Source organism: Mucilaginibacter robiniae (assembly GCF_012849215.1).
Lineage (GTDB): Bacteria > Bacteroidota > Bacteroidia > Sphingobacteriales > Sphingobacteriaceae > Mucilaginibacter > Mucilaginibacter robiniae.
The window spans coordinates 235,383-258,994 of record NZ_CP051682.1 but is presented as its reverse complement, the minus strand read 5'-3'; the positions used below and the strand labels follow the sequence as shown (position 1 = coordinate 258,994).

25 protein-coding genes and 1 tRNA gene are annotated in these 23,612 nt (G+C 39.8%); 13 read left to right on the top strand and 13 right to left on the bottom strand.

The annotated features are described in order from the left end of the window. Window positions 1-75 precede the first annotated feature (75 nt). The 4 genes from HH214_RS01230 to pdxR all read right to left on the bottom strand — a co-directional run bounded on the left by HH214_RS01230 (window position 76) and on the right by pdxR (window position 6,155). Window positions 76-528 carry a hypothetical protein gene (locus HH214_RS01230; protein WP_169605609.1) on the bottom strand — a complete coding sequence of 151 codons (453 nt, stop codon included), beginning with the start codon at window positions 526-528 and terminating at the stop codon, window positions 76-78. Between the two features lie 105 nt (window positions 529-633). Next, entirely contained in the window at window positions 634-3,477 is a 2,844-nt protein-coding gene (locus tag HH214_RS01225; RefSeq protein WP_169605608.1) for a PKD domain-containing protein, read from the bottom strand. A 262-nt stretch (window positions 3,478-3,739) separates the two neighbouring features. Continuing rightward, entirely contained in the window at window positions 3,740-4,591 is an 852-nt protein-coding gene (locus tag HH214_RS01220; RefSeq protein WP_169605607.1) for a DnaJ domain-containing protein, read from the bottom strand. An 85-nt stretch (window positions 4,592-4,676) separates the two neighbouring features. Further along, the gene (gene pdxR / locus HH214_RS01215; RefSeq protein ID WP_169605606.1) at window positions 4,677-6,155 is read right to left on the bottom strand and encodes a MocR-like pyridoxine biosynthesis transcription factor PdxR; all 1,479 of its coding nucleotides are present in this window, start codon (window positions 6,153-6,155) and stop codon (window positions 4,677-4,679) included. Between the two features lie 78 nt (window positions 6,156-6,233). Between pdxR and HH214_RS01210 the strand changes: the two genes are divergently transcribed. Then, window positions 6,234-6,866, top strand: a complete 633-nt coding sequence (locus HH214_RS01210; RefSeq protein ID WP_169605605.1) for a pyridoxamine 5'-phosphate oxidase family protein — start codon at window positions 6,234-6,236, stop codon at window positions 6,864-6,866. A 64-nt stretch (window positions 6,867-6,930) separates the two neighbouring features. Here the strand turns inward: HH214_RS01210 and HH214_RS01205 are convergent, their stop codons facing one another. Both HH214_RS01205 and HH214_RS01200 read right to left on the bottom strand, forming a co-directional pair. Continuing rightward, window positions 6,931-8,601, bottom strand: a complete 1,671-nt coding sequence (locus HH214_RS01205) for a molybdopterin-dependent oxidoreductase (protein WP_211166287.1) — start codon at window positions 8,599-8,601, stop codon at window positions 6,931-6,933. A 297-nt stretch (window positions 8,602-8,898) separates the two neighbouring features. Then, a tRNA-Ala gene (locus tag HH214_RS01200) sits at window positions 8,899-8,972 on the bottom strand. Window positions 8,973-9,416: 444 nt separating this feature from the next. Here HH214_RS01200 and HH214_RS01195 point away from each other — a divergent pair. The 4 genes from HH214_RS01195 (at window position 9,417) to HH214_RS01180 (ending at window position 11,409) form a co-directional block, all read left to right on the top strand. Next, window positions 9,417-10,607 carry an MFS transporter gene (locus tag HH214_RS01195; RefSeq protein WP_211166286.1) on the top strand — a complete coding sequence of 397 codons (1,191 nt, stop codon included), beginning with the start codon at window positions 9,417-9,419 and terminating at the stop codon, window positions 10,605-10,607. Window positions 10,608-10,826: 219 nt separating this feature from the next. After that, window positions 10,827-11,012, top strand: coding sequence for a hypothetical protein (locus tag HH214_RS01190; protein ID WP_169605604.1), 186 nt, complete (start codon window positions 10,827-10,829; stop codon window positions 11,010-11,012). Between the two features lie 21 nt (window positions 11,013-11,033). Beyond that, entirely contained in the window at window positions 11,034-11,198 is a 165-nt protein-coding gene (locus tag HH214_RS01185) for a hypothetical protein (RefSeq protein ID WP_169605603.1), read from the top strand. A gap of 49 nt (window positions 11,199-11,247) precedes the next feature. After that, window positions 11,248-11,409, top strand: coding sequence for a hypothetical protein (locus tag HH214_RS01180; protein WP_169605602.1), 162 nt, complete (start codon window positions 11,248-11,250; stop codon window positions 11,407-11,409). 78 nt (window positions 11,410-11,487) lie between these two features. On the opposite strand, the gene lpxB is transcribed toward HH214_RS01180, so the two are convergent. Next, window positions 11,488-12,618 carry a lipid-A-disaccharide synthase gene (lpxB, locus tag HH214_RS01175; RefSeq protein ID WP_169605601.1) on the bottom strand — a complete coding sequence of 377 codons (1,131 nt, stop codon included), beginning with the start codon at window positions 12,616-12,618 and terminating at the stop codon, window positions 11,488-11,490. 4 nt (window positions 12,619-12,622) lie between these two features. Further along, a complete protein-coding gene (locus HH214_RS01170) occupies window positions 12,623-12,883 on the bottom strand; it encodes a hypothetical protein (RefSeq protein ID WP_169605600.1) in 261 nt (86 codons plus the stop codon). Between the two features lie 68 nt (window positions 12,884-12,951). On the opposite strand from HH214_RS01170, the gene HH214_RS01165 reads away from it, so the two are divergent. After that, a complete protein-coding gene (locus tag HH214_RS01165; protein WP_169605599.1) occupies window positions 12,952-13,524 on the top strand; it encodes a hypothetical protein in 573 nt (190 codons plus the stop codon). A gap of 68 nt (window positions 13,525-13,592) precedes the next feature. On the opposite strand, the gene surE is transcribed toward HH214_RS01165, so the two are convergent. After that, window positions 13,593-14,366, bottom strand: a complete 774-nt coding sequence (gene surE, locus HH214_RS01160) for a 5'/3'-nucleotidase SurE (protein ID WP_169605598.1) — start codon at window positions 14,364-14,366, stop codon at window positions 13,593-13,595. Between the two features lie 227 nt (window positions 14,367-14,593). On the opposite strand from surE, the gene HH214_RS01155 reads away from it, so the two are divergent. The 3 genes from HH214_RS01155 to HH214_RS01145 all read left to right on the top strand — a co-directional run bounded on the left by HH214_RS01155 (window position 14,594) and on the right by HH214_RS01145 (window position 17,133). Next, complete coding sequence (locus tag HH214_RS01155; protein ID WP_169605597.1) at window positions 14,594-15,397, top strand: glycosyltransferase family 2 protein; 804 nt, start codon at window positions 14,594-14,596, stop codon at window positions 15,395-15,397. A 120-nt stretch (window positions 15,398-15,517) separates the two neighbouring features. Beyond that, a complete protein-coding gene (locus HH214_RS01150) occupies window positions 15,518-15,913 on the top strand; it encodes a response regulator transcription factor (RefSeq protein ID WP_169605596.1) in 396 nt (131 codons plus the stop codon). A gap of 17 nt (window positions 15,914-15,930) precedes the next feature. After that, window positions 15,931-17,133 carry a sugar transferase gene (locus tag HH214_RS01145; RefSeq protein ID WP_169605595.1) on the top strand — a complete coding sequence of 401 codons (1,203 nt, stop codon included), beginning with the start codon at window positions 15,931-15,933 and terminating at the stop codon, window positions 17,131-17,133. A gap of 215 nt (window positions 17,134-17,348) precedes the next feature. On the opposite strand, the gene HH214_RS01140 is transcribed toward HH214_RS01145, so the two are convergent. From HH214_RS01140 to HH214_RS01130, 3 genes are read right to left on the bottom strand one after another with little or no spacing between them, the layout of a single operon-like run. Further along, window positions 17,349-17,963 carry an acyltransferase gene (locus HH214_RS01140; RefSeq protein ID WP_169605594.1) on the bottom strand — a complete coding sequence of 205 codons (615 nt, stop codon included), beginning with the start codon at window positions 17,961-17,963 and terminating at the stop codon, window positions 17,349-17,351. A gap of 13 nt (window positions 17,964-17,976) precedes the next feature. Then, window positions 17,977-19,167: a glycosyltransferase family 2 protein gene (locus tag HH214_RS01135; protein ID WP_169605593.1), complete on the bottom strand. Its 1,191-nt coding sequence runs from the start codon at window positions 19,165-19,167 to the stop codon at window positions 17,977-17,979. 3 nt (window positions 19,168-19,170) lie between these two features. Beyond that, complete coding sequence (locus tag HH214_RS01130) at window positions 19,171-20,082, bottom strand: glycosyltransferase family 2 protein (protein WP_169605592.1); 912 nt, start codon at window positions 20,080-20,082, stop codon at window positions 19,171-19,173. Window positions 20,083-20,142: 60 nt separating this feature from the next. Here HH214_RS01130 and HH214_RS01125 point away from each other — a divergent pair, with 60 nt between their 5' ends. The 4 genes from HH214_RS01125 to HH214_RS01110 are packed head-to-tail and all read left to right on the top strand — an operon-like array spanning window position 20,143 to window position 22,685. Then, entirely contained in the window at window positions 20,143-20,694 is a 552-nt protein-coding gene (locus HH214_RS01125; RefSeq protein ID WP_169605591.1) for a hypothetical protein, read from the top strand. Between the two features lies 1 nt (window position 20,695). Next, window positions 20,696-21,832 (top strand): PP2C family protein-serine/threonine phosphatase, encoded by a 1,137-nt coding sequence (locus HH214_RS01120; protein WP_169605590.1) that lies wholly within the window; start codon window positions 20,696-20,698, stop codon window positions 21,830-21,832. Window positions 21,833-21,839: 7 nt separating this feature from the next. After that, complete coding sequence (locus HH214_RS01115; protein ID WP_169605589.1) at window positions 21,840-22,175, top strand: STAS domain-containing protein; 336 nt, start codon at window positions 21,840-21,842, stop codon at window positions 22,173-22,175. 9 nt (window positions 22,176-22,184) lie between these two features. Then, window positions 22,185-22,685 carry an ATP-binding protein gene (locus HH214_RS01110; protein ID WP_169605588.1) on the top strand — a complete coding sequence of 167 codons (501 nt, stop codon included), beginning with the start codon at window positions 22,185-22,187 and terminating at the stop codon, window positions 22,683-22,685. Here the strand turns inward: HH214_RS01110 and HH214_RS01105 are convergent. Further along, complete coding sequence (locus HH214_RS01105) at window positions 22,677-23,546, bottom strand: beta-1,6-N-acetylglucosaminyltransferase (protein ID WP_169605587.1); 870 nt, start codon at window positions 23,544-23,546, stop codon at window positions 22,677-22,679. The two genes, HH214_RS01110 and HH214_RS01105, sit on opposite strands and share 9 nt — an antisense overlap. Between the last annotated feature and the right edge of the window lie 66 nt (window positions 23,547-23,612).

Below are 23,612 nucleotides of genomic sequence, written 5' to 3'. Positions count from 1 at the left end.
TTAGTTGATAAAGTATTTCATTACGAGTAATAGTAGGTTAATCTACAATGACCTATAACTGCTATACCTTGTAAACTATAATACCTTTTTGCACTTTACTACCAAACCTGTTTGATCATAAATCAGTAGGTTACCAGCTTTATCTACTTTATAGATTTCGTTCGGACTATTAGCATTGATAAACACATTACCATTTCGCTTTAACAATGTAGCATTAGGCTCAATTACCGGACTATCACTTACCTTGAGGTTGTTGCTATTGAAAGTAATAGCCTGTATATATATCTTTTTGCCTTTGCTTACTACTTCATAAGCAATTTGTTGCCCTTGTTCGGTTTTAATGCTTTCATCATACCAAACACCTACCAAGCGACCAGTATCTGCAGGTGCAGGTTTTGACATTTCTACTGGTTTAGGTTGCGTGTTAGTAGCTGTAGCTGCCTGATTAGCTGATGGACGGTTACAAGCAGTTATGATGAAGATGGAGCCTATAGCAACGGAGAAGAATGGTGCAACTTTGTTACGCATAATGAATGTAAAACGCCAAAGATACGTAATTGCACTTACAGACTATCATGAAGTAAAACAGCCACGTAGCGGGTAATCGGCTGTTTTACTTTACTGATTGTTGCTTTACCTGATAATGGTTATTGAGCCTGATAGTAGTTTTTGATTATGCTTACGATTGATGATATAATAATATACACCGGCCGGTAAGTCAGAACCATTGTACCTGCCATCCCAAGGAACGGCATAGCCAATAGAGGAGTAAACCTTATTACCGTAACGGTTAAATATATCAACCGTACAGTCCGTGTAAGTACTCAAATATTCAATGTTCCAAACATCATTTCTTCCATCGTTATTAGGGGTAAAAGTATTGGGTATTACCGGGGTTTTTAGCACAGACACGGTAACATAGCTAACAGCTGAACATCCTTCCGCTGTTGTTACGGTAAGCGTATAAGTTACGTCGCTAGTACCGCCTGTAACGGTTGGGTTAAGTTCGGACGTGCTGCTTAAACCACTAGAAGGCGACCATGTTATAGTGGGTTGCGTACCCGCGTTAGTTAAGGTAGCTTGCATGGTAGCCGTACCTCCTTCAAGTAGGGTAAAGTTGGCTCCAGCGTAAACTTTAGGTGTCGGGTTAACGGTAACAGTTTGGGTAATGGTGTCGGCACAACCATTAGTTACGTTAAATATATAGGTAATAGGGAAAGTGCCTGCACCTGATACTGATGGGTTAAAAGTGCCGCCTGTGCTGGTGTTGGTTACTCCTGTGCCCAAGTAAGTACCTGTACCCGCAATACCACTGTTTTCTTTAGCGGTTAACTGCACTAAGCCGCTGCCTTGACAAACTACACCTAATGCCGGAAAGCTTAAATCAGCAACCGGCAGCAGGGTAACGGTTTGATCAGCCGTGCCGGTGCATGAATTGCTGGTAGCTCCCGAATAAGCAATCATGTGAATAGTATAAGTTTGAGCATTACCGGTATGAAAAACAGGATAGGAGTGCCGGAATAATTGCCCGTTAGTTGGTGCTGTATAGCTGGTCACAACCGAGTTATCCACCCCATACTCCCAATATACATCAACCCGAGTAACAGAACCAGGTGTTACGGTAGATTGATTGGTGACAAATACTTCATGGTCACTGCAAACTGAAGTATTAGCCAAGGTGAAAGCCGCATTGGGGTTAGAACCATTTACAGTAAACTGAGAAGAGGCAGTGTTTTGACAACCTGCTGCCGATGTAACAGTAAGGCTAACCGTATAAGTACCTGCATGGCTGTACGTATGTGAACCATTCTTTGCGGTAGAAGTATTAGGGTTAGCAGCAGTAATATTTGCTGGCACATCATCACCAAACGTCCACAAATAAGTAGCTGTACCATCATCTGCTGTGCTGGTGTTAGTAAAAGTAGCTATTCCGTCAGATAAACATATAGCCGGCGTGGTAAAGCTGGCTGTTGGTAAAGCACCAATAGTAATATCATGCGAAATAGTACTGGTGCAGCCGCCGTCTGTTGTAATAGTTAGAGTAATGGTTTTTGAACCTGTTGCAGTATAGGTGTGCTGAAAAGCTTGATTATTAGTTCTGGTTTCGGTAGTGCCATCACCATAATCCCATAGCCATGATGTAATCGTACCACTGTTAGCTGCAGAGGCATCAGTAAGCGTGATGGCTTGGTTTACGCAATTTGGAGTTGAAGTGTTAAATGCTGCTGTAGCTAGCTGGTTAATAGTTACAGTAACTGGTGTTGCTGTAGCGGTACAACCCGTGTTGCTAGTAAGGGTTAAGTTGACAGTGAATGTGCCTGCTGTAGTATAGGTATGGGTTGGGTTTTGTTCTGTTGAGGTAGTACCATCGCCAAAATTCCATAACCAGGATGCTATTGAGCCACCATCGGCTGTAGAGTTGGCCGACGAGAAACTGGTAGCATTACCTAAACAGGTAGTACTGGGAGGTGTAATGATAGCAGTAGGTGCTGCGCTTACCGTAATGGTCAGATCATTGGATGCTACCACACACTTAGCAGAGCTGATATTATCAGATAAAGCTGAAACTAAGCGATACAGGTAAGTTCCGGCTGTGGAAGGCGAGGTAACGGTGAAAGACGTTGCTGTACTGGCGGCAGTTAAATCAGTCCAGGTACCGTTTACATACATTTGCAACTTTTGTACATAGCCGGAAGCCAGTGTACTGGTTGCGTTAATGGTGTAAGTTTGCGAAGTTCCTGCACAAGTAGATTGGGTTATGGCTGTAGAGGTAGTTGATGATGCAGGAGCAATTACTGCTGAAACAATTGAACCGTAAGGGCTAAAAGTAATATCATCAACGGCAAAATCATTACCTACTTGTCCGCTGGCATTACTAACCAGTTTGATGATTACCGTTTGTGTGCCTGCCGGTAGTGTAAAATTTGCGATATAGTTATGCCATACATTACCTACGGGTACATCTCCGGTTGATACGCCACTACCTAGTTCGGTAGTACCATCGGCTGCATATATATGGAAAACCATATTAGGTAAAATACTTCCGGTGGTTGATAATACGTTCTTTATCCAGACACCAAACTGGTACGATGTATTACCACATAACCCGGTAACAGTACGGGTAAAAACTGTACCGGCAGTTAAGCTGCCGTTTACAATCATCATATAACCGCCTGTGTTGCCGGTGTGATCTGTACTGGTAACAAAGCCACCATGTATGCTGGTGTTAACTGCATTGGCAATAGTATATTGGTCTTCGCCTACGCTGCCGCTGGTATAAGTGTAAGTGGTTGAGCCAGAGTCAGCAGCTAAGGCACCTCCACGGGTAGCAGTGCCCGAACCAAAGGTAATTTTCACTACCGGATCACCCAAGCTTTGCGCTTGCAAGCGATTGGGTAATAATAAGGTTAATAGCAAAAGTTGAACAGCAGCGCATAATAGTTGATACTTTATGCGAATAGCTTTTTTCAAATACATACAGTGTGTAAAGTCAGCAAATACAAATACCAAGTTGATTCGGGCTGCTTATTACTCAGCCTTAATTAATTGGTATTAAATATTACGTTAATTACACACGTACGCTGTGAAGTGTCGATGAATGAAAAACTTGTATCGATTAATCAGCCAAACAAAACCATAAGGAGGCTGACAGCAAATGACTTCTTTATGGTTTTTACGTTTGATTTAAATATGGAGAGAAGTAGAATTTAGCTTAAAATTTTTACAGTTGGTGTTTTACTTAGTGCGTTTGAACTGTCCAAGCCGGTACATAGCCAGTAGTACTTTCGAACTGTATTTTGTAATAGTTATCACCTTTAGCCAGCACGAACACTTTAGCATGTGATGGAATTACCTTAATTACAGCCGAACTATAATAATCATACTTTCTCATGTTGACAACACCGGTTTCATTACCAACAATATCAGTAGTGTATAAATAATTGCTTTGGTGTTCAATAGGAGTGTTGTTATGAGCGGCTTTCGTATCTGTATAATTTTCTACAGGTATCTTTTTTGTGGTTATAGGTGTTGTGGTTGCTGGCGCTGTAATTACAGGATGATTGCTAGCTGTTGTAGTTACTTTAGAAATAATTGCAGTAGGCGGAGCCTGATTGTGCTTCGTGTTTGCTGTTGTTTTATTGATGTTAGCTTGCCATGAACTATTATCAGCCTGAATCCTTAACCTGTGTTTTCGTTTTTTATGGTGCTTAACAGTATGAACAGGAGCAGAGTTAACGGTAACAGCTGCTAATTGTGTAGGAGGACCCGGTTTGGATTTACTGATGGACTTTATAACGTAATGACCAAAAATGAAAGTAAACAGCACCAAAACAATGGTAAAAATTACATCAATCCGCTTAGTTCTTAAACGTTTTAACTGTTGTTTATACCTTCTGTCATACTGACGGCGCTTTGCAGGATCGCTTAATATTTCATAAGCTTCATGAATCTCCTGGAATCGCTTTTCAAAATACTGATCGCTCGCATTAATTTCCGGGTGAAACTTGGCTGATAGTTTCCCATAAGCCTCACTTATTTCAACGGAAGTAGACTTGGCATCCGCTCCCAAAATAGAATAGAAATCCTTCATGCTAAATTAAACCGTTAGTTAAGAGTTAGTTGGATTGAATTTCTAAGCCATAGTTTAAACTCGCTGAAACTTTTTAGGGTGTAAATTAAGATTTATCTTTTAGTAATTGCTTCAATATGGCTATGCAGTCTTCCAGTTCTTGCGGGGTAGAAGAAGCAAAGCCGAAGCGTGTAGCATTAAGTTTCTTGTCCGAGCTATTATGCGCAACGCCATTGGAGAAATAAAGATCTCGCTTTAAAGCTTTTTGCGCCAGCTCAGTTAGGTTAATGGTAGAACTAAACTTGACCCATACGGCCATGCCGCCCTCCGGTATTTTAAATTCCAGAAAGTCGCTTAATTCACTTTTCAGAAGATGACAAAACAGGTCGCGCCTTTGCCGGTATAAACGTAATGATTTACGCAAGTGTCGCTGTATAATGCCGTTTTGCAACAGCTCTGCCATAGCATTTTCTAACATTATATCTCCCTGCCGGTCAATCGTTCTGCGCAAGCGCGCTAAATGTTTAATTACATCTTCTGACCCGACCAGATAGCCTATCCGAAAAGCAGGAGAGATGGTTTTGGTAAAAGAACCACAATAGAGTACTAAACCTGATAAGTCTGCGCCCGCTAAAGGTAGAAGCGGCTTGTTCTCGTAATGAAAGTCATAGTCGTAATCATCTTCAAAAACAATGAACTTATACCTATCCGCAAGAGCAAGCAACTGAATACGACGGTCTGCACGCAATGAAACGGTTGTGGGGTAATGATGGTGGGACGTTACGTAAACCATTCGTACCGGCTTAAGTTGACAAAGCTGTTCCAGGTGTTCTATTTGCAATCCATAATCATCTACCGGTATCCGAATCAGTTCGGCACCTGCCTGTATAAAGTTGGTATCTGCACCGGCCCATCCTGGTGCACCCGTAATCACTATGTCTCCCTTTTTCAGCAATGCGGTACATGCCAGGTATAAGCCCATAACCGATCCGCGCGTAATCAGAATATTTTGAGCAGTTACTTTCAACCCACGGGTATCTTTCAAGTATGTAGCCAATTCCTCTCTTAACCATGCTGAACCTTGCGGATCATCGTACCCTAGTCTCGTATAGGGATTACCGATGAGTAATTGCGTACGGTAAGCTCTGGAGAGATCCTTTAGTGGAAACAATCTGGCATCTGGAAAACCATCATCCAGGTGATACGTGGCAGATACTTTTATTACTTCTCTGGCTAAGTGGGTTTCTTCTTCAAAAGTAAAGCCCGCTGTTTTTACAGGGTTTATGGCTTGCATTGTATGTTGGGCTAGGTGTTGTGGTTTAACATCCGGCAAACTTTTGGATACATAAGTGCCGCTTCCTGAAGTGCTTTCCAGCCAGCCTTGTGCCAGTAACTCATCATAAGCCCGTATTACTGTTTTACGGTGTAGTTTTAGCAGTTCAGATAGCTTTCTGGTACTGGGCAAACGATGGCCTGCTGGTAAAGTGCCGGTTCTGATTAATGTTGTAAGCTGTTCAGCTAATTGCAAGTAAACGGATTTGGCATCCGCTTTATTGATTGTAAGCAGGGAGAGGAGAGGCTGCATAAGTGGACTACTCTTTTTGTAAAAACTGGATGGATATACTCACCCGTTAAAAATAGAGATTTGTAAAAAAATAAAGCTATGAAAACACCTGCTGCTCACTTAATTCCAAGTCGTGCTCCTAAACGGGCTCATTTTGATGCAGAAACTATTTACCCGATATTGGATGAAGCATTACTTTGTACCATTAGTTGTGTGATTGATAATCGTCCGTTTTCTATACCTACTGCTTTTGTTCGGTATGAGGATAAAATTTATCTTCATGGTTCGGTAGGTAGCCATTTTATACGGGAGATAGAAAAAGGGATACCCGTTTGTATAGTAGTTACTTTAACGGATGCGTTGGTAGTTGCCAAGTCTGCTTTTAGCTATTCAATGAATTACCGATCAGTTATAATTTTTGCTCAAGCTGAGAAAATAGAACTACCTGCGGAAAAGGTTAAAGCTTTGGAATGGTTAACCAACAAAGTGGTACCCAATAGCTGGAATTATTTAAGACTGGTTACAGAAAGTGAAATGCGTAAAACAACAGTGCTGGCCTTTAACTTGGAAGAAGCGTCTGCTAAAGTAAGAACAGGTATGCCTAACGATGAGCCAGAAGATAAACAGCTGCGCATCTGGTCTGGTATTATTCCGTTACAAACGCAAAGGATGGCGCCGGTTGCAGATCAGTTTAGCCAGCATATTCCATTACCTAAACATTTGAATCTTTGATAAACTTATGTTTCATACTTGTAGTTGTGGCCAGTTGTTGACTGGTCATAACTACAAAAAAATATTATGTATCTGCCAGCAGATCAAAAAACTCGTCGTCTTCATTCTTCCCGCCAAAGCCTTTGCCTACTTGTTCATAGCTTTCGACAAACTCGATTGATTTGACCCACTTAACCATTTTGTACCCCAACTGATTCTCCACCCGAAGACGTAGCGGTGCACCATGTTTGTCGGGCAATGTTTCGTAGTTCATTTCCCAAGCCAGAATGGATTCTGGTTTCAGGCAATTGTCTAAACTGTGGGTATCGTAATAAACACCGCCGTATAAACCTTCACCAAAAGAATAAAATACTACTGTGGTAGCTGACGGGTGAGGTTTAACCAATTCTATCAGCTTGCTAATAGATAGGCCGCCCCATTCGGCTATGCCGGTCCACCCTTGAATACAATGATGCATGGTGATATTTTGATCTTTACCCAGCTTCATCATATCTTCTAGCGATAACTCTACCGGGTTTTCAACTAATCCGCTTACCCTAAGTTTATAATCTTTGAAATCATTTTTAACTAGGTTGCGCCACTCATCAGGATTAGGCATTTTGCCATTTACCCAAAAATAAGGTGATATATCTTCCTTCTTAAAATACCTTTGTGGTTTTAGTTTATTGATATTTAATCCCCATAGGGTACCATTAATGGCTGCTTCGGTATGTTGTAAAGAACGTGGGCGCCGCCAGGATAGCCAATGTGCTGCAAAGCCAAATAATATAGTAAACAGAATAATGGCTATACCGCCATACAAGCCGGCATAGCTTACAGTATTATCATTACTGGCCACTATATGGTTCATGTTGCGGGCAAAACCTGTGGCAGCAACCATTGCCACATGTATAATAATGAAAGCCACATAAGCCTGCATAACTAAAAAGTGAATGGAACGTGCTCCTTGCCGGTTGCCAAACAATTTAGGAAACCAATGGAAACGGTTCTCAATAGCTGGCGACATAGCCATACCAGAAAGCATAGCCACCGGAGCTAATATAAAAACCACACCAAAGTAGGAGAGTTGCTGCAAGGCATTGTAATGATAAAAGCCATTAGGCTCAATAGGCATATTGAAGGTTGTGTAATGTACAAATACCTTCCATGAATCTGGTACAATGTTCCATGATGTGGGGATCAGTCGTTTCCATTGGTTGGTTACAAATAGCATAACTATAAACACAATGCCATTAAGCAGAAAAAACGGAACGGTGATAAAATGCCAGCATCGCGCTAAGCCAACAGTATGGCGGTAACCAGGCAAACCGATGACGGGATTTAAATAGCGGGCATCTTCTTTAGCAGTCCACACTTTATTATCCGGAACTTTGATAGGCGTAAACCGAATCCACTCAGTATCACGAGCACAGCCGCGGTTCCAGTACAAGCGGGGATGATCAACCAGGATGGAGAGGCCGCTTCTGATAATGAGTATCAAAAAAAAGAAGTTCACCCAATGACTGAGACATAACCACCAGGGAAATCCTTTAGGATCAGCAGCTGTAACAGGCGGAAGTTGGATAGAAGGATCATTTGGTAATCCGAAAACGAGATATTGTATCCAAGCTACACCAACTGTTAAAAAGATAACCAGGAAGAAGGCCAGCCAGGTATAAGGTTTTAATCCGATATACATCCGACGGTCTTGAGGTATGCGCATAGCCCTTTCGGCTTCACTAAAATTGGTAAACATAGGTGTTTAACTAAAAAATGAGAAGGAGGGGAGCTGCAAGAAATAGCTGTCTGATCGGAAAGTGTTGTAGTTAATACCTTATTTATAAAAATCTGTTTGGTAAATAGTTGAATAGGGTAGGAAATGTGGGTAGTTGGTAAGCTTTTGTTGTGAGAATGAAATCTTTAGTGGGCTTATTGCTGATAAGTGCGGTAATTGTATATTGTAACTATGAAATTTCTAAACTTTACCCAACAAAAAAGCTCATACTACAGATGTAAAATCGTGCAATATGAGCTTGAATCGATGTTTTCAATGTGGAGGATAACGGATTCGAACCGATGACCTCTTGCATGCCATGCAAGCGCTCTAGCCAGCTGAGCTAAACCCCCGTCGGTGTGGGCAAAAGTAATAAAAAGTTATATACCGCCAAATTACGAGTGTTATTTTAAATAAAAAAGTTCAACGATCTAAAAGCTTGTAAAAAAGTAAAGCCACCTGATGGGCAGGCGGCTTTTACTAACCAATTATAAACCTAAATTATGAGAAGACTTTTTGTTCTATTTTTATTATGGTGTAAAATTAACACTATCTAGTTTGGGGTGCAAGTTTTTTTCAAAATTTTTACTGAAATTATTTAAAGCCACCTTTTTGTACCTCCATTTTACATTATAATATAGTCTTATACGCAAATTGATGATATAAGTTAAATTAAAGTAAACTAAAAGGTTTAAAAAATTACGTTTTTAGCAAAATGGCATCAATATGTAAATACCCAATATCCATTAATTAAAAAAGCTTAGCACTTTTGCGCCGTAAAACTGTGTTAAGATATTATGAACGCTACATCATCGGCTCAGCAGCAGCCAGCAAAGCTTACTTCTTTGGTTTTATGGGTAATGACTATAGCTACCGGTCTGGTAGTAGCTAATATTTATTACAATCAGCCTTTACTGAGTGATATCGCCCGTACGTACCATGTGAGTAATGGTACCGTCGGCCAAATAGCCATGTACACCCAAATAGGTTACGCTACCGGGCTGTTGTTTGTTATTCCGCTGGCCGATATGTTTAAGCGTAAACGGCTGATGGTAATTAATTTCATTTTCATCATTATAGCCTTGTTGCTGGCTGCTGTGGCGCCTGCTTTATGGGTGCTGGCGGTTGCTAGTTACTTAATAGGGGTATCTTCCATGATTCCGCAGATACTGGTACCTATGGTTGCACATTTAGCTAACCCCGAAGAACGTGGTAAGAAAATAGGTTTTGTAATGAGTGGTTTGCTCATCGGTATATTGCTATCACGTACCATTAGTGGTTTAGTGGGCGATTATCTAGGCTGGCGAGCCATGTTTTATATAGCAGCTGGTTTAATGTTGTTAATGTGGGCACTAATCGCCTGGATAGTACCCGAGGTAGAACCAGATTACAAAGGTACTTACCTGGATTTAATGAAATCGTTAATAGCTATTACCCGGCAGGAGCCTCAACTACGTTTAGCTGCTTTACGCGGTGCTTTGTGCTTTGCCGGGTTTAGTGCATTCTGGACAACCATTGTATTTTTGCTTAACACGCCGGCTTTTCACATGGGCAGTACAGCTGCTGGCGCGTTTGGTTTAGTAGGAGCTTTTGGTGCATTAGCAGCTTCTGTAATCGGGCGTTTAACTGATAAAAAAGGTACTAATCAAATCATCACTTATACCTTACTGTTAGTACTGGCATCTTTCATTATCTTTATTTTCTCCAGTCAAAGTTTAATCGGGCTGATTATAGGGGTAATTGTATTGGACATGGGCGTACAAGCAACCCACATAGCTAATCAAGCCATTATATTCTCTTTAAACCCTAACGCACGTAACCGTATTAACACGGTTTATATGGTAACCTATTTTATAGGCGGCTCATTAGGAACTTTCCTGGCTACTCGTATGTGGGGTGCCTATCATTGGACCGGTGTATGCGTGATTGGATTGGTATTGTCGGTAGTGGTTATTGCGTTGCACTTGTTGAGTAGTCGTAAAAAGTAGTACTTATTGTACGCTTGTAGTACAGTACTGACTATTGCAGACCACACCCATTTCAAAATTTAGGGCAGTGTGCTTTACAGTGCTGAGTAGCGATTAATTGTCGTAACATCGTGAAAAGCTGCATTTTGATGCCATGCTTCAGGATTGGTATTTGTTTGCAAATACAGCTAACACAATTTTGGCATTAAGTTGGCATATCACTTATCAAAATTAGCTGCGATGATTGTTATAAAAAATGCAATACCAGAAGATGGCGAGAAGGAGTGGGAAAACCCGGTGAACCCTGAAAAGCCAAAAGATGATCGTGATGCCGAGAAAATAGAAAGGCAATACGAAGAAGCTAAACGACGTAAAGACAACCTGACAGAAACAGATCATATTGATAAGCCACAAAAAAACGATTAATCATTATTAAAATTCAACACTATGAAAACCTACCACAAAACCTCTGTAAGTAAATTAGTAGCTAAGTTTGATAATGATTTGAAAGCTTTGTTACTGCAAGATCTGCAAGCTGTGAGAAATACTAAAAACGATTTGATTAATAAAATCAAACAAAGCATAGAAGTTAAAAGTTTATCTGCTGCCTGACAAACATGATAATACTCGCATCTACCTATTTAAATTGCTACATCTATCTATGAATAACATAAACAAAAACGCTGTTGACAAATTGTCTAATCAATTTGATAACGAATTAAAGAAATTACTGCTGGGCGAATTAAAATCTTTCAAAGCTCAAAAGCAGGTAAATGCTGATAAATCCCAAAGCTTATCATCAACTACTTTGGCAGCGGCTTAATACGTATCTATACTACATCTATCTATATATTACCTTTTTTCTGTACATCAAACCTATGAAAACAGCAAAGCTTCAACGTTAATTGAGGCTTTTGTTTTTTTGTAGCGTATAACTCACAATCAGTTCAGCAGTGCGGGCTGAGGCACCTGGCTGTCCCATAAATTGATGTAGTTGGTGATAGTCTTGCAACATATTTTGCCTATCAGTACTACTATTTGGCAGTAATTTATTTAATTCATCACTGATGGTGTCGGTGTTGCACTCTTCCTGTATAAGTTCTTGTACAACACGTTTGTTCATGATTAAATTAACCAGCGTAATGTATTTAATTTTCAAAAAGGTACGTGCAATAACAACCATTACCCAATTGGCTTTGTAAACGGCAACTTGTGGTACGTTGAATAAAGCCGTTTCTAAAACTGCTGTACCTGAAGCTACAATGGCTGCTTCGGCATGATGTAACAAATCGTAAGTAGCATTAAACAGAACCGGGATGTCTGAATTGTTTAAGTATTGCTGGTAGTAGGCTAAATCAAAAGCTGGTGCGCCGGCTACTATAAACTGGTAATCCGGAAAGCGTTGCGTTAAGGTTGCCATTACTGGTAACAGTTTGCTAATTTCCTGCTTACGGCTGCCCGGTAACAATGCTATAATTTTTTTTTCTGTTAAATGATGCTTTTGCAGAAAATCCGAGTCGGGTGTAAATGCTGCAATAGCGTCGAGCAAAGGGTTGCCTACATAATCAACCTGCATGTCCCATTGTTGGTAAAATTCTACTTCAAAAGGCAATATGCAAAATAGGTGGTCAACTACACGTTTAATCTGGTGTACCCGCTTTTGGTTCCAAGCCCATACTTTAGGTGATATATAGAAGCATACCATTAAACCTTGTGCTTTGGCAAACTCTGCAATTTTTAAATTGAAGCCCGGAAAATCTATCAATATCAAAACGTCGGGGTGCCAAGTTGATATATCTTGCTTGCAATGCTTCATGTTGGCCATAATGGTTCGCAGGTTTAAAAAGACTTCTACAAAACCCATGTAGGCCATGTCAGCATAATGCTTTACCAAAGTACCGCCTTCGGCCTGCATTAAATCGCCACCAAAGTATCGGAACTCAGCTTGAGTATCTTTTGCCTTCAGTGCTTTCATCAGGTTTGCGCCGTGTAAATCGCCCGATGCTTCGCCAGCTACCAGATAATATTTCATGTAATTACAACTTTATTTTAAATATAGTTATTAGCAGCATGCAAACGAACGTACTTAGCATAACTCCCTTACCTGTTTGTTCTGTACCATTTTTGTAACAGTAGCGGATAATAAATAAGTTTAAAGCTAATGCAATCAGGTAGGGGACAGCAGGCTTGTGCTGAATTTGGAACTCCGGAAATTTATAATCAAAAATCACCCAGGCAATAGCTGGGATAATCAGACCAGAAATAAGTCCCGTAAGTAAATTATTTTTTACAGACATAATGTTGTGCAAAAGTACAACGGTATTCTCTTTTTATGTTATTTTAGATATTATATTAACAAACAACCATGATTAAAACTCTTTTTACATCAATATCATTACTGATGATAACTTGTGCAGGCTTCGCACAAAAATATGTACCGCAAATTAAAGCTGGAACTGTATTCAATTACACTGCGTATGCGCGTAATGCCGGTCAGCGGGTACCAGCTAGTTTTACTTTGGTTAGCCTTACGCCGCCTGTTCAACTAAAATGGGCAATTCCTGGGTTTGGCAATGGCATGTATGAAATATCAGCCAAAGGAGTGCAAAGTGGTACTAAAATGGCTATTAAAGAACCTGGTATGGACCCGGTAACAAAGCTGAAGGATGATGAAACTATGGCTTTCCTATCAAAAGACACCTTTAACAGCTTAGTAAATAATAAGACTTTTACGTTAAACAAGCAAACGTTTAATGTTGTAGCAGATACATCTGCAACTCCTTACAAAATTAATGACAAAGAAGCCGATGTGTTTTATGCAATAACGTCAAATGGAAAAACTAAAATATGGGTACTGAATAATCCGGGTTTTCCGCTAATCTGTAAAATGGAAGGTGGCCCTTATGGTATTGACTTGAACCTGGAAAATATACAATAATATAACTTTAAGTCAATTTATAATAAAGCCCCAAGCTACTGTTAAGTAATAATTGGGGCTTTAATTGATTAGTTTGTAAACACCCAATTATTCAATAGTGGTATGGCATGATGAGCTGTCATATCAAATTGTACCGGTACTACCGATACATAATTGTTTTCCAGCGCCCAAACGTCAGTATCTTCACCATTATCATTTAATTCGAATACTCCGGTTAACCAATAGTAAGGCCTGCCGTGCGGATCAACTCGTTCGTCAAATTCCTCTGCCCACTTGGCATGGGCTTGGCGACATATCTTTACGCCTTTCAGGTCTGCCTTGTTCGGGAAATTTACATTCAGCAGGGTAGCCGGTGGCAAGCCATTAGTAAGCACCTGCTCGGCAATATTCTTTATATACTTCAGACACGGCTCAAAGTTAGCCTGTAAGGTGTAATCATCTAATGAAAAGCCTATAGATGGTATACCCTCAATAGCCCCTTCAACTGCCGCGGATAGGGTGCCGGAGTATAAAACATTAATCGAGTTGTTTAAACCATGATTTATGCCCGATACGCACAAATCCGGTTTTGAACCTTTGAATATGATGCTTTTTGCCATTTTTACACAATCGGCCGGTGTACCCGAGCATCTATACATTTCAGTATCGGCATATATTTCAACTTGGTCTAGTCGTAAAGGTTTACCGATAGTAATGGCATGCCCCATACCCGATTGAGGGCTGTCGGGCGCTACCACAACAACTCTTCCCAGTTCCTTCATTACGTTAATTAAGGCTTTAATGCCCGGGGCAGTAATGCCATCATCATTCACAACCAAAATAGTAGGCTTCTGCTTTTTCATAGGTTAGCAAAGGTACGGCTATTTCATGAATGGTGTTGTTATAACTCTGCCTAAAGCATTTGTAATTTATTTTAACATTTTGAATGACTTTTAGCCGGCTATGTACGTATAATGCATGTTTTGCAGCTGTTAATGATCTATATATAGCTTGAAATTCTTATTAAAGCCAATTAGATACAGTTGCCGATTATAGATACAGAAATTTCAAATTATAATTTGGTGCTTTTATGAGACCCTTGCAGATACCAGCCTATATCGTTAACTACATAACAGGCACTACGCAACCCCAGCCCGAACAGGTAAAGGAAGCTTATAACCAATTGTATAAAGGTACACCCGAAGTATCAATAGTAATGCCGGCTTATAATGAAGAAAGCACCATTGTGCCTACATTAGCCTCACTTTGTAGTAATATAACCGGCAGATCGGTAGAGATAGTAGTAGTCAACAACAACTCAAAAGATAATACAGAAGCTTTGGTAAAAGCGTGTGGGGTAAAATGTATTCTGGAAACTACTCAAGGTATTACACCTGCGCGTAATACAGGGTTGGCACAAGCTACGGGTAAGTATATATTAAATGCTGATGCAGACACCATTTATCCGAAAGATTGGATTGAGGAAATGATAAAGCCTCTGGCTGATGAAAGTAAAAAAGTGGCTATTACTTACGGCCGCTTTGCTTTTGTTCCGGTAGGGAGTACCGGGCGGTTTACCTACTTTTTTTATGAGTACGTAGCCGATTTAACACGTTTTTATAACAAGTTGTTTAAATCTGAAGCAGTTAACGTGTATGGTTTCAATTCAGGTTTCAGGCGCGAACAAGGGTTGCAGGTTGATGGCTTTAACCATCCACCGGGCACCAATGAAGATGGTTACCTGGCCTTGAAGCTGAAAGGGAAAGGCTTTGGTAAATTATACCGCGTTACACGCCCTAATGCTATTGTATGGACAACAGACCGCCGAATACAGATTGATGGTGGCTTATGGAAAGGTATTATTAAGCGTATAAAGCGATTGTTTAATATTTAACATTTTCCTATTTATACAACCTTATAGTATTAACTCTCGTATTACAGGTAAAATACATCACCTATGGTACCTGTTTTTAATAACCTTTTTAATACAACAAATCACAGCAAATCCGCTTCTATGGGATTCTCCGATACCGCTCAGGCCAAAATCTTGGTTATTGAAGATGATAATTATATGCAATTGATACTCAAAAAGTTTTTGAGTAAAGCTTACGAAATTGAAATATGTCCGACCGCGTTGGATGCCTTATCATTTTTGCAAAATGGTAACATCCCTGATTTGGTTATATCAGACTTAAATACTCCTAATTTAAGTGGATTGGACTTTATTAAACAAATTCAAAGTAGTGATTTTTTTAAATCTATTCCGGTTATTATCGTATCAGGTGAAGACAGTTCAGAGGTGAGAGTAAGATGCTTAAATACCGGTGCAGATGATTTCATCGTAAAGCCTTTTAACCCGGCCGAACTGGAAGCACGCGTTAGAGTTATATTGAGAAGAATAGGAAAATAATTTGTTGAAACTTGATAATGAGTGCAGATACGTTGACCGCTAAAAGGCAAGTTATTGCCTTAATTAATCTTGATGATGAACTGACGATCTCTATAAACGAATGTGATTTTCAGGACAGGCAATTGATGCATTTTAAAAATGGTATGCAGATGTTTACAGCTTGGGAAGCTGGCGATCTGAACATTGCAGCCATTATCTCTCAGGATGAGGTATTAGCCTCATCAGGTATAACATTGTTGGAAACGTTTCAAAAAAATGGCTTAAACAACGTTCCATTCTTTTTGATTGTTAATCATTTTAACAGCAATCTGCGTAGGTTGGCACTTAACGCCGGCATTGCCGATGTTTTCAAACTGCCAGTTAAAACTAAAAATATTGAAACCAGGGTCAACTTCATGATTGACCGTTGGGGTGACTTAAAAAATAATATCCAGCAGCAAGCTACAGCAGCTTATAGCATACCATCTAATAAGCGCGCGTTTGATATTATCTTTTCAGGCTTTGCGTTATTGTGCCTTTCTCCTATTTTTTTACTGATTTATATCTTAATCAAACTGGAATCGAAAGGGCCGGCTTTTTATTACTCACTACGGGTAGGTACCGGTTATCAAGTGTTTAAATTCTACAAGTTTAGGTCGATGTATGTAAATGCAGATCAGCGTTTGAAAGACTTAAAACACCTAAACCAATATGATACAGATGCGGCAGCAAAGACTGAGAAAAAAGTAGAAGAAAATACCGCTCATCTATGTGCTGAGTGTCAGGGCGCAGGTAAATGTCAGTTCCCGATATATGCTGATAAAGTGCATTGGTGCGAGAAAGAATATATGGATAGTAAAAAGCATAATGCCGGTTCCGCATTCTTTAAAATCAAGAACGATCCGCGTATAACCCGTGTAGGTAACTTTATCCGTAATACCAGTATTGATGAACTCCCTCAACTCTGGAATGTATTTATTGGAGATATGAGTATTGTAGGTAACCGGCCTTTACCTTTATATGAAGCTGAAAAGTTAACGACTGATAAATATGCTTTACGCTTTCATGCACCTGCTGGCATTACTGGTTTATGGCAGGTTGAAAAGCGGGGTAAAGGTGACATGAGCGAAGAAGAACGTTTAATGCTCGACAATGTTTATGCTCAAAACCACAGTTTAGGCAAGGATATAAAACTTATACTGAAAACCATTCCGGCACTGCTACAGAAGGAAAACGTTTAAAATATTATAGTAGTAATTATACAAAAAGGCTCAAGATTAATCTTGGGCCCTTTTTAGTTTATAACATTTTTAAAGTGTTTAAATGTATTTACAAGTAGATAGCATTATTTATTGTTATCGGAAGTTACTCTATTAACTACAACTATCCGTGTAGGCATAACCGTATTGAAAAGTTAAATCAGTGTATAATTAATAGTAAAATGCTAAATACATATTTAACATCTTACCCATTCTTGTTTTTCAAAGTCATATCGTTTGATAACCTTAGCCGGATTACCTGCAGCTACTGAGTAGGGTGGAATGCTTTTAGTAACTACAGCATTAGCAGCTACAACACTATGTTTGCCAATGGTGGTACCGGCTGTAATAACCGCATTAGCAGCTATCCAGCAATCATCTTCCACAACAATGGGTGCGGTAATTACATTTTGAGCTTGTATGGGTACGTTAATATCTCGGTACTCATGGTTTAAGGCGCTTACTACAATGTTTTGTGCAAATATAACGTTGTTGCCAATGGTTACGGGGCCAATAATTACGTTACTCATACCGATGAGAGAATTATCGCCAATGAGTACATCGCCAACCCCATTATTAATGGTGCAAAAATCTTCAATAACGGAGTTCTTGCCTAATTCAAACCGGTTAAAAGGCAGTACATCTATTCGGGTGCGTCGCCGTACTTTAGAACCTTTGCCATGTTTATGTAATATAGGGTTCACCAGGTACTTAACCCACAACCTGGGCCTTGCTTCGCCTTGTGGAATAAGCAAGCGGTGCACCAGCTTTTTTAATGACGGATTATTCTTAATCGATTCTTTTAATGACATGGATACGTGTAGCTTAACTGTTTACTATAACTTGTTTACGTTGAGCTTTTTCCCATGCGGCACTTTGTGTACCAGCAAAATAGCGGAATATGCCTCGAATTACGGCGTAATTCATCATGCAGAAGTAATAGGGAATAAAAAGCAATTTCACTTTAACCTTGCGTTGCTCCAGCAACCATCCGGCTAAGGCCATGGTGTAAAATGCAACCTGTCCGGCTAATAATAATTGGTACAACCAATTACCACCATCTATTACAATAGCAATGTTTAGTGCTAAGGCGAACAGCATTAAGAAGGGAACTACCGTCCAGCGCAATACGCGGTGACTGATGTACTGGAAGGAGAGTAAAGGTGTGCGGAAAAAATTAAGTAAGCTTTTGAGCCAAATAATAGATTGCAAGCCACCCGCAGCAATGCGTATTTTACGTTTAAGTTCTTCCTGTACATTGGCTGATGAGGTTTCCTGAGCATAAGCATTAGGTTCGTAAATTACTCGATAACCATCTTTAGCTACTAGTAACGAAATCATAAAATCATCCAGAATGGCAGTTTCTGATACAGGCTTATATAATTGAGTTTTAATACTGAATAATTCACCTGCTGCACCTACAACGGTGTATAACTCCGAGTCCCAGGTTTTTAGTTTTGATTCATACTTCCAATAAAAACCTTCACCGGCCGTAGCATCGGCTGTTTCATCTACCATAACACGTTTTTCGCCAGCTACAGCACCAACGTTTGCATCTTGATAATGCCGGCAAATGTTAATTAGAGCATCGGTATTCAAGTACGTATTAGCATCGGTAAATACCACTACGTCGCTGTTTACAGCATTCATAGCACGGTGCACCGCAGCTATTTTACCCCGCCGCTCAGGCCGGTGTAACAAAGTGATTTGCGGGTAAGCAGCAATAATATCAGGAGTACGGTCTGATGAGCCATCGGTAATAAATACAAAGTTGAGCTTGCCTGCCGGATAGTGCAGAGCCAGTGTGTTCTGTATTTTTTCAGGCATGAAGCTTTCTTCATTGTAAGCCGCTACTACCAGAGTGCAAGTAGGTAGCTGATTATCATGAGTAACCGTAGGTATTACAGGTTTACCCCGCAGTATACGTTTTATCTTAATAATAACAAATAACAATATGCCGTAACCAAAAAAGGCATAAAAAACAATAAACAGGCTAAGCCAAAGTAGTATCTTCATATATTAAAAAGGATATCCTAAATTTTTGCTGTCTTTACTTTCCGTGATGTTCCACCATATGGCACGTAATAACAGGCTGGTGAAACCTTTGTAACCCTTACGGGCATAATTGATGATATTGCGTGGTACTACGAGCAACGTAAAATAGGTGTAGAAAAATAAGCGTGCTGTAAGCGGTGCGTTACGCCGTATAAACAACAGACGGTTACGGTTCATAAAGTATTCTTTCAAGCCGCTTACCCGCCCCACCGATACTGATTCTTTATGGTAAATCAATGCCGAAGGCTCAAACCAAATTTGGTAACCTGCCCGGCGGATGTGATCGCACCAATCCATCTCTTCATAATACAAGAAGAAGTTTTCAGCCATCAATCCGCCTTTCTCCATTGCTTCGCGGCGTACCATCATGGCGGCACCATGTATATAACCGGTTGTGCCTGCTGTATGATCATACTGGCCATTATCAGTTTCAAACTGACCAATACACCGATTGCGCATGGTATAGTAGTTCATGGGAGTAAAGCCCACGTATTGCAGCATGCTCGGTTGATCAAAATACCTGATTTTGGGTGATACCATACCCACCTTGTCATGTTCATCTAAAACCTTAACTAATGTGGAAACTAGATTGGTCGTAAATTCAGTGTCATTATTCACAAAGAACAGGTAATCGCCGCTAGCTGCTTTAACGCCCAAGTTGTTACCTCCTGCAAAGCCCAAATTGGTTTCCGATCTTATAAAGGTGAGCTCGGGGTATTTATCCTTCCAGGCGGGTACTGGGTTTTCTTTGCTGGCATTATCTACCACAATAATTTCCATAGCCGCGTAGGTGTTAGTAGCATAAATAGAGGATAAAAGTTGTTCGGTAACGTAACTTTGGTTGTAATTAACCGTAATGATGCTAACACTTTTCATTTTTCGTGATTTTACGGTATTCAGGCTGTAAAAGTTTGGTGTTGAAAATATTACTTTACATTGGGTAAGCCGCAGAACATAGAGAAAGATATTAGCAGGATTCAGCATACAGCTGATGGCCAAACTACTATTGATAACAAGCTGGATGAGTTGGTAGCTTTACTAGACCACAGTGAGCTGGATAGCGAAAAAATAAAGGCTTTACAACAACGCTTAAACGGAGCACTAGACAATCTGGCTGCTTCCAAAACACAGTCTATAGATGCTTTTAAGCATATTCAAATAGATGAAAATGCATCCAGGGCAGAGCTATTAGATGAGTTTAGCGTTTTGCTTTCAGGCAATCAGTTAGATAGTAAAATGGCTAAAGAATACATCCGGGGGGAACGTTTATCCAAGCTATTTTTGATGTTTATCGGGTTGGTGATGGTTGCTTTAGGCTTTGCCATGATTATTATGCCGGCACCTCCTTATTTTGAAATGTTTACCATCTATTATTTTTCGCCTGATGATGGTGTAACGTTGATGGACTTAATTTCGTTGCTCATCATATTGTCGGGTATATTTTTGATTATACGCTCGATGTACAAAAAATCAAGTACCAACTCCTGATATGACAGCAAGTGCCCCTAAAAATATTTTGTTGGTTGACGATAATGTGCTGTTTTTGAAATTATTAAAGCAGGCTTTTCGGCAAGCAGGATTGGAATGCCATACTGCACCATCGGCACAGGAGGCCTTGCAATGGTTGAAAAGTAATACGCCTGATGCAATCTTGTCTGATTATGAAATGCCGGGTATGAACGGACTCCAATTCAGACGTCACTTGTTGAAGCAGAGTTCGCTTAGCGATATCCCGTTCATTTTCTTAACTGCCGTAACAGATACACAATTAATGACTGCAGGGCTTAGCTTGCAAGCAGTAGATTATGTAGTAAAAAATACGCCGGTGCCAGTCATTGTAGCTAAGCTCACTAATTTGCTGAATACAGTTGATAAGCAAAGGCAGTTATCAGAACAAGAAATTAAAAAAACAGCTGCAGCCTTAAATATTAAAGCCGTACCTGATAATGTGCCACCATCAACAGATTTTGCCATCAACTTCTGGCACCAAGATTACCAGGATATTCCTGGTGGTGACTTTATTGATTTCATTGAGGCTGACGAACGCTATTTGTTTATTGTGCTGGGCGATATTATGGGTAAAAAGTGGAAAGCCTGGTTTTTTACTTTTAGCTACTTAAGCTATATACGTGCAGCCATCCGCTTTGGCATCATGAGTCAGGAGTTATCAACAGCGGTGATATTGCAAAAAGTAAATCAAATTATTTGCTATGATCAGGTTCTGAAAGATATTCTATCCAGCCTTTCACTTGTTCGGCTCGACCGGCAAACAGGGCAACTTACTTATGCTGGTGCAGGCGATTTGCCTTTGTTACATTATCATTATGATGAGGGCAAGTACAGTCAAATTCAATCTTCAGGTTTACTACTAGGGCTGTTCCCTGACGGCATGTACCAGGAAACAGAAATCAGGTTAGCGGAACATGATAGTTTATTGCTGTTTACTGATGGTTTGATTGATTATGATACCGGTGATGGCAGTAAAAGTGATTACACGCATTTCGCTAACCGTATAACTGAATTATTAAGTACCCAATCTGCCTTCGGCAACGTAAAAGATGATTTACTGCGGCAATCTGACCTGTGGGTAGATGATGCCAGTTTGATACACATCCAAAAAAATTAAAATTACCATGATTAGTATATCTAAACAAGCCAACTACTTGGTAGCTACTGTTAACCTTACAGAAGCTAATTTACATAGCTCCGAAATTTTTAAAACAGAGCTAATAAGCTTGCTTAATCAGTATCAACAAACTATTATACTTGATCTGGAAAAAATTACCTACGTTGATAGCTCTTTTTTAGGCGCATTGGTAGCTGTACTGAAACATGCTTTAAGCTTGAAACTTGATGTTTTACTTACCGGATTGCAAAAAGATATCTATGATTTAATGAAGCTAATCCGGTTAGATAAAGTGTTCAAGATTTACAAGGCTTTACCTGAAGCCCAATACGCATTGCAGTAAACAGCGGGTATGCAGCTTTTTAACTTTAACCATCATCCGCATGCCTTATCACCTATGGTGAAAGAGATTATGGCGCATGTGCAGCAATTGCCTTATAGTATAACGGATGATTTACCCTTTAAGGTAAAATATATCGTAACCGAACTACTCACGAATGCTTTAAAACATTCAGTTGCAGCGCAAAGCTCTATACACTTGAGCGTAAATAATGGCTATTTACATATTCATAAAGCGGATGAAGGTGCGCCATTACCTATATTGTTAAAGTTAGCAGTTACAAAAACTGGCCAGCCGATACTTGTTGGTCAAGATGTTTTATATCGGCTTTATGGAATTCAAGAAGAGAAGAATCGGATAAAGTTTATCGGAGAAGAGCTAGAATGTATTATTGATGTAAATCAAGTTACAGAACATTTTGGTTTACAAATAATTACTCGTATGGCTGATGAGTTTATATATCAGTATGATGAACCCACAAACCTATTTACCGTTAGAATAAAACTAGATTGAATTGGTAAGTGGATTAGACTCTAGTTTACGATCAATACAATCTAACACTTCAATATCTTTATTCGTATCAAATTTTCGGGCGTAAAGCTTATTGGAAGCTAAAAGTTGGCTTTTATCTGCTATCGTAAAAGTTTTAGGGCTTGCACCACCTAATGACCAATCCATGTGGCGTAAGTTGTTATTAACCATCCAACTCTGGTACTTAGAGTTGTATAAGATGGTTTGAAATACAAACTCATCTGCACCCCAGGTAAGTTTCATGAACCGTACAAAGCCGGGGTTTTTACGCCAGTATTGTAAAATATATTCAATACACTCAGCCGGTACGGTAAACCATTGCGAGCGACCTACAGGTACCATTTGGTTGGGTAGTTTTCGTTTGGGTTTCAATATGCTGTTTATAAGCATCCCTAATCGGGTATTACCCGGAAAGTGGAAGTTCGTAAAATGATATTGTGTAAAGCGGGGTAAAGCTTCCTGCCATTCATTTTCGATTGAAAGATAACTCATGAAAGCTTTGCCTGGGTTTTGTGTTAAGTAATTGTGGATTTGCTGAGGTGTTTGCAGTGGGTAATCACAGCCACTCAGCAAATTCACAAAGTCATAGTGCTGGCCTGAAGCCATAATTTCAGTAAAGCTATTAACCGTGGCCTCTACAATATTGAAGCAGCCCCAATCTACACGAACCCTTTTGTTGATGAACTGAACATGATTGTACTGGCTCAAATAAGCAAAGCTCTCAAAATCTGACTTTTTATCTACATGAATGTAGACCACATCATCCTGAAACAATAGCCTTTTTATTAATCGTTCTAATTGTTTCGGGTTATTGTGTGCCAGTATAAGATGAGCTATTCTCATTGTAGAGGGATCGGTAAGGATATATGTGGTTTAAAACTAGCAAATATTGTTTAACAGGCTAAAGGA